Origin of the sequence: Hydrocoleum sp. CS-953, assembly GCF_002260545.1 — a bacterium.
GTDB lineage: Bacteria > Cyanobacteriota > Cyanobacteriia > Cyanobacteriales > Microcoleaceae > Trichodesmium.
This window is the reverse complement of the sequence record NZ_LGSU01001071.1, coordinates 1-6,511: the sequence shown is the minus strand read 5'-3', so window position 1 is coordinate 6,511 and position 6,511 is coordinate 1. Positions and strand designations below refer to the sequence as shown.

Sequence of the window (6,511 nt, the reverse complement as noted above, 5' to 3'; positions counted from 1 at the left end):
ATTATTACCCATTTTTTATCAATTACTTCTCCCTCCAACCTATTTTCTGGAGATACCAAATGCCTTCTATAGAAATTTATTTTTACAATTAAAACACTCTATGCTGAAGAGATGGCATTTGTCTACGAACTTGTTCTAGGCGAGTAGGGTCAATTTCTGCGATCGCCACCCCTGGTTTGTCCCCAGTATCTGCCAAAATTACACCCCAAGGGTCAACTATCATTGCATGGCCATGAGTTTGTCTTCTGCCGTAGTGATTACCTGTTTGAGCTGGGGCGATAATATAACAGGTATTTTCTATGGCCCGCGCTTGGAGTAATACTTGCCAGTGGTCTTTTCCTGTATATGCGGTGAAAGCTGCTGGTATAAATNTTGCATGGCCATGAGTTTGTCTTCTGCCGTAGTGATTACCTGTTTGAGCTGGGGCGATAATATAACAGGTATTTTCTATGGCCCGCGCTTGGAGTAATACTTGCCAGTGGTCTTTTCCTGTATATGCGGTGAAAGCTGCTGGTATAAATAAAACTTCAGCTCCTGCACTGGATAGATGTCGGTATAGTTCGGGAAATCTTACATCATAGCATACTGATATACCTAAATTACCATAATCTTTGGATGGATAAACTGATGGTAGTTGAGTACCTGCCTTGACTGTCTTTGATTCTCGATAGGTATTACCGTCGGGTAAGTTAACGTCAAATAAATGTGCTTTTTCGTACCTTGCTACTTCTATTCCATTAGGTTCAATTAAAGATGCAACATTGTAGACTTTGCCATCTGTTGTCGGTACTGGATACCCACCTCCTAAAATTGTAATTTGGTATTTTTGAGCAATTGTTTTGAGAAATTTTTCACTTGCTGTGGCGATCGCTTCTGCTTGAGATATTTTCTCTTCTTCTTCACCTAAGAAGGGAAAATTTTCGGGCAAGGTAACTAATTCTGCACCTTGACGGATAGCTAAGTCTATTAATTCTTCTGCTTGTGCTAAATTTTTTGACAAGTCAGGTACGCTTGTCATTGATATTGCGGCAGCGATATAGGATTTCATATTGATAATTGATAATTGATAATTAATAATTAATCCTCAGAGGTTTAAAGCCTCTCCTTTTCAGGAGAAAACACAAATAAGATTTCCGTACTTGATTCTATCCTCTCAGTTTTAACCATAGGTAATTAATGATTAATAATTAATAATTGATAATTCAGAGATATAGCATTTCCCAAGAAGCGTGAGGTACAAATATTAAATATAAAACCTTTGTAGCACAAGCATCTTGCCTGTTAGAGGCAGACCTCAATCAGACGGAATCCGCTGTAGTTTGGATTTATCCATGTTTTAACCAGAAGTAATTGATAATTGATAATTAGATATATTTTTCATTATCTATTATCCATTAAGGATGGTGTCAGAAATCAAATTTTCAACTAAATACAGTTGAGAATATTGATTTCTGTATTCACCACCATTTTTAAACTTGCAATTTAGGCTAAATTTGAGCTGAATCTTTTGTCAGATTATTACACTCAATCTGAATCTTTCGATACTGTAGATAATTCAGACAAACAAATTTTTACTTAACTCAAAATGTTAACTTTTTTGCGTTTACATTGGATGGAAAAGCAGGTCTGGGAAAAAGCGATTAAATTCGATTAAAACTCCGGCTGTGACAGTCATCCAAATTGCAGCCAAAACAGGGGCTGTGGACAGATATTTAAGTAAGTCTTGCATGAATATTTCTCCTGAAACTGATTTTTAAATCAGATATTGTTCAGCCAATGTTAATTAGCTATCAGCTTTTAGCATTTCCTGATGGAATGCTCGGCAAACACCTATCAGCTTTTATTAGGTAAAATTCCCAAAAACTATTGTTTATGAGAGGTTTAAATCCCCTTTTTGCACATTTAAAAAAATGATCTTGCTGATTACTGATTATTGATTGCCGATCGCCTCTTTTAAAACATTGTTTTAGATAAGGTTGGTAACTATTAATTAGTATTTTTATACTGACTAAAATTACCTAATTTTAACTGCTTCTTTGCTCACTTTTCTAGCGAGGGGAAACAGTAATTTCGTCATCTTTAGCAAACATTTTGCCAGAGGTATATTCCCCAAATGCCGCCAGAGGCCATAAAAAGCCACCTAGCATTTTTTGGATTGCTAAAGGTACGTCAATAATAATCTCTTTTTCTTCTGTATTTTTCTCAGATTTAATTGCTTGAAGATAGGAACGACCTACCCAACCAATCCAACCTGTAATATACAAGAATAAAATGCCAGGAATGGTGAAGTCTCCAGCATGACTCCAACTTCCATCTACTATTAAATGAGGTAAACCGTCTTCTCCACAAAGTTGTTGGGAATAACGTTCAAATCGTTTTGTACCAGATTCGGGATCGTCGGTAGTAGGACGAGCATTTTCAGCTAGTGCTTGAAAAGCAGGTGATTCTGAACAAGGTACTAAGTTATATGCTGATGCTGTAGGTACACAAGTTACCCAAAGACTAATGGCTAAAACTAAAGCCAACAATCGTCTCATGGAATTGTTTCCTTTTATTACAAAGTGTTGACAATTATCCATACTTCTGTTGCTAAATTAAGCTGAAAGTAGGGATTTTCTAATTAAGATTTTCCCAACTCCAAAAGCGATTGTTTTGAAGTGGTCTTCTTGAGTTTACAATCAAGATTTTTTGTTTGGATAAATGCTAGGTAGGCCAATATTTATGTAATGCCTTCTGCATCTTCTCCACAGACATTTTTACCACGATGTGCGCCACCGCAAGTATTTCTTATTTGTCTGATTCTACAATAGTTACTAAAAATATAGTCAAATATAACATCAACTAATTTTTAGCTTGATTAGGAGTTATCCTAACTGGACGAACTACAACGCCCTCTATCCCTTCATCAAAGATTGTTGGGATTACTTTTCTCATTATGTTATAAGACCCATTTACATCTGCATTTATCCTGATTTTTGAGTCTTTTTGCTTGTACATTCCTCTTGATTCTCGATAACCACTAAACTCATATTTTTCCCCGTTTTCTTCTCCATATCTAGGGATATAATCTAATGACAAAAAACTTGCACGGGATGTATAACTTTCCTCACTTACAATCACTTTGATTCCCGCCATTTCTCCTTTGTATTTTAACATTTCGACAAAACGAGCATGAGGTATATTTACAAATGATTGATTATTTGTTTTTGTATTATTTACCCATTGTTTCCATAAGGGATTTTTGCCAATAATTAATTGCCCGATTCCCCATGTTTGTAAATGGTTTATTATCCATCTGCTACAGACATGAAGATAATTTTCTACTTGATTATTTCGTTTAGCTGTTAATCTTTGAATCTGATTTGATGTACTCAATTCCTCTTGCAGTTTACTCTGTAATTTTGCCCTGGTTTTGTTATAGAATTGATTGATACTTTTTAGCACCCGTCCGTTAACCAGTATGGGTGTAAATCCTTTTTGGTTTGATGTTAACGCTGCTAAATTATCTACTCCTATATCGATTGCTGCCACTGCTTTAGGATTGTTTATCTTGGATTTACTTGGTCTTTCATACACCACCTCTATTACATACTGTTTTAGTTTTGGAATTACTCTTACACAAGCAATATTTTCTGCCTGAGTCGGGAATTCTATCTCAGTTTTTGAGAGTTTTATTTTCCCTTGAGTTAGACTCAGCTTACTAATTGCTTGAATGGTATAAACCAATAAATTTCTCCCTTTGATTTTATCTTTATATTTAGGGAGCTTTGGTCGCCCTATAAATTTATTCGGGTTTTCTTTATGGGCTTGACTGGCTGCGAAAAAACTCTGCCAATTTTTGTCTAATATTCTTAGTATTTGTTGACTTACTTTACTTGGCAAGGCTCGATAATCTGGACTATTTTTGACTTGATTATATATCTGATTACAGTTTAAATAAGTTTGGTTAAAAATCCAAGATTGACGCACCAAATAATTAGCATAGTTATAGAGATTTTTTGAAAGAAAACACAATTTATCTATCTCTTTCCAATGTTGATGACTTTCTTTAATTATATGTTTCTCAACTAATCTCATTGGTTTACTCTTCAATTATTTTTTCGGTTTTTTCTTAATTCATAAAGTTGGGAATAAGAGACTGTTTGTAAAACAAGTATTAAGATAGCTTAGAGTGACTGAAGTCTAAAATAGGTAAGACTTCAAAAGGTTAAAATCTGGTAAATATCCAGAGGTGGAAAGGTACATACTATTCCTAGNTTCTTAATTCATAAAGTTGGGAATAAGAGACTGTTTGTAAAACAAGTATTAAGATAGCTTAGAGTGACTGAAGTCTAAAATAGGTAAGACTTCAAAAGGTTAAAATCTGGTAAATATCCAGAGGTGGAAAGGTACATACTATTCCTAGATTTTTAAGTGACAAATAGTTTTCTTAATTTCTTATTACCTGTTCCCACCTTCTGTGTTAAGTGTTCCCTATCTCCTTTTTATATTTCCTGATACATTCAATCTCTAATTAATGATGTAATTATTGCCATTAAATCCGGCATCAATTCATCTTTGCTATTGTCAGCATTGCAACCGAGATAGTTTAGCTTCAAAGGTCTGGCAAGACTGAGCTGCCTTCAAATACTTAACCAGTAGATAAGGTAGCTAGAGATTTTACACATAAATCAACACCAACAACATCTACTGATTTCTCAGTCAAATCTTTTTTGCTGGTTATTTGGGTATATTTCAGTCTTAAACCCTAGTAACATAAAATAGATAATTGTTGATTTTTGTGGATAGTACCAGATTATAGGTAACAGTTACAAGCCCCAACAATAAATTTATTTAGTGCTAATATTTTGACTATATTAATATCAATTTATCAAGCAATGACAAGGGTTTTAGCTATAGAAACAAGTTGTGATGAAACATCTGTGGCAATTGTTAAGAATAATCAAGTTTTAAGTAATATTGTAAAGTCACAAATTAATATTCATAGTTTTTATGGAGGTGTAGTTCCAGAAGTAGCCTCACGGCAACATTTAGAAATAATTAATCAGGCGATCGCTCAAGCTTTGATAGAGGCAGATTTAGATTGGCCAGATATTGATGGTATTGGAGCTACTTGTGCCCCTGGTTTAGTTGGCGCTCTGTTTGTGGGTCTAACGGCAGCAAAAACTCTGGCTATTGTCCATAACAAGCCATTTGTGGGAGTCCATCATTTAGAAGGTCATATTTATGCAACTTATCTGAGTCAACCAGAGTTAAAACCACCTTTTCTGTGTTTGTTGGTTTCTGGAGGTCATACCAGTTTGATTTATGTCAAAGACTGTGGGGAATATGAAACTTTAGGGCAAACAAGAGATGATGCAGCAGGAGAAGCTTTTGACAAAGTAGCTAGATTATTAAAGCTTGGCTATCCAGGTGGCCCAATAATTGATAAATTAGCAGCAGAAGGAAATAAATTAGCCTTTGCTCTTCCTGAAGGGAAAATTTCTTTGCCAGGAGGAGGTTATCATCCTTATGATTTTAGTTTCAGTGGACTAAAAACTGCAGTATTGCGATTAGTCCAGAAATTAGAACAAGAGGGTAGTGAGTTATTATCTGATTCTTCAGTAACTAGGGACATTGCAGCCAGCTTCCAGGAAACTGTAGCGAAAGGGTTAACAAAAAGAGCGATCGCCTGTGCGTCAGACTATGGCTTAAATACAATTGCTATTGGTGGGGGTGTAGCAGCTAATAGTGGTTTGCGATGGCACTTAAGTAGAGCAGCAGCGAGTCATAATTTGCAGGTATTATTTCCGCCACTAAAATTCTGTACGGATAATGCGGCCATGATTGGTTGTGCTGCGGCTGACCATCTAAGTCGAGGCCATATTTCATCTTTGAACTTAGGAGCTAGTTCTCGAATGGCTATTCAAGATGTGATGGAGTTATATAAATAGGACTTACGCACTAGACGATACATATAGCGTTAAAAACTATAACGTTATAGTTTTAAAACTCTATATATAGTACCTTTGCGTAAGTCCTGATAAATTTAATTTAGTTTAGCTATCAATCTAGCAATCCTATTTGAGTTGTAATATCTGATTGTAGGGGTTTGGTCTCCAAACCAAGGTGAAAATGGGATTTGGAAACCAAACCCCTAGAGCTTTTTAGATTTATTATGTATCTTGAAATATCCAAAAAGAATATTTGCTAGGAAGTGGGGAAGAGAGATAAATTTTAAGAGTGTTAGGATTTACCAAAAGACAAGATATATAGCGTTCAAAACTATAACGTTATAGTTTTTTAACTCTATATATAGTACCTTTGCGGAAGTTATGAGTTTATGAGTCAGCAAGAGAAGAGGATTTTGATTACGTCTAAATTAATGAGACTTGATATTACTACTTTTGCCTATTACCTTTTTTTTTGCCAAGGCTATTTTTACCAATGGATAATGGATAATTGATAATGGATAATTGATAATGGATAATTGATAATTGATAATGGATAATTGATAATGGATAATTGATAA

At 34.9% G+C, this 6,511-nt stretch carries 5 protein-coding genes and 1 pseudogene; 1 reads left to right on the top strand and 5 read right to left on the bottom strand.

The genetic code is table 11. The annotated features are described in order from the left end of the window. Nucleotides 1-88: 88 nt before the first annotated feature. The 5 genes and pseudogenes from AFK68_RS45395 to AFK68_RS15980 form a co-directional block, all read right to left on the bottom strand. Nucleotides 89-371: pseudogene (locus tag AFK68_RS45395) on the bottom strand (nitrilase-related carbon-nitrogen hydrolase); the annotation flags it as partial. Between the two features lies 1 nt (nucleotide 372). Further along, nucleotides 373-1,048 (bottom strand): nitrilase-related carbon-nitrogen hydrolase (locus AFK68_RS15995; RefSeq protein WP_210407432.1); only part of this gene is annotated, 676 nt, incomplete at its 3' end. A 555-nt stretch (nucleotides 1,049-1,603) separates the two neighbouring features. Continuing rightward, entirely contained in the window at nucleotides 1,604-1,729 is a 126-nt protein-coding gene (gene psaJ / locus AFK68_RS15990) for a photosystem I reaction center subunit IX (RefSeq protein WP_094673647.1), read from the bottom strand. A 319-nt stretch (nucleotides 1,730-2,048) separates the two neighbouring features. Beyond that, nucleotides 2,049-2,537 carry a Photosystem I reaction center subunit III gene (locus AFK68_RS15985; RefSeq protein WP_094673648.1) on the bottom strand — a complete coding sequence of 163 codons (489 nt, stop codon included), beginning with the start codon at nucleotides 2,535-2,537 and terminating at the stop codon, nucleotides 2,049-2,051. Nucleotides 2,538-2,841: 304 nt separating this feature from the next. Beyond that, the gene (locus AFK68_RS15980; protein WP_094673646.1) at nucleotides 2,842-4,077 is read right to left on the bottom strand and encodes an RNA-guided endonuclease TnpB family protein; all 1,236 of its coding nucleotides are present in this window, start codon (nucleotides 4,075-4,077) and stop codon (nucleotides 2,842-2,844) included. An 800-nt stretch (nucleotides 4,078-4,877) separates the two neighbouring features. Between AFK68_RS15980 and tsaD the strand changes: the two genes are divergently transcribed. Beyond that, nucleotides 4,878-5,933: a tRNA (adenosine(37)-N6)-threonylcarbamoyltransferase complex transferase subunit TsaD gene (tsaD, locus tag AFK68_RS15975; RefSeq protein ID WP_094673645.1), complete on the top strand. Its 1,056-nt coding sequence runs from the start codon at nucleotides 4,878-4,880 to the stop codon at nucleotides 5,931-5,933. The last annotated feature ends 578 nt before the right edge of the window (nucleotides 5,934-6,511 follow it).

Coding starts and splice junctions, on each gene's coding strand:
- psaJ (WP_094673647.1), bottom strand. CDS start 1,729: ATGCAAGACTTACTTAAATATCTGTCCACAGCCCCTGTTTTGGCTGCA.
- AFK68_RS15985 (WP_094673648.1), bottom strand. CDS start 2,537: ATGAGACGATTGTTGGCTTTAGTTTTAGCCATTAGTCTTTGGGTAACT.
- AFK68_RS15980 (WP_094673646.1), bottom strand. CDS start 4,077: ATGAGATTAGTTGAGAAACATATAATTAAAGAAAGTCATCAACATTGG.
- tsaD (WP_094673645.1), top strand. CDS start 4,878: ATGACAAGGGTTTTAGCTATAGAAACAAGTTGTGATGAAACATCTGTG.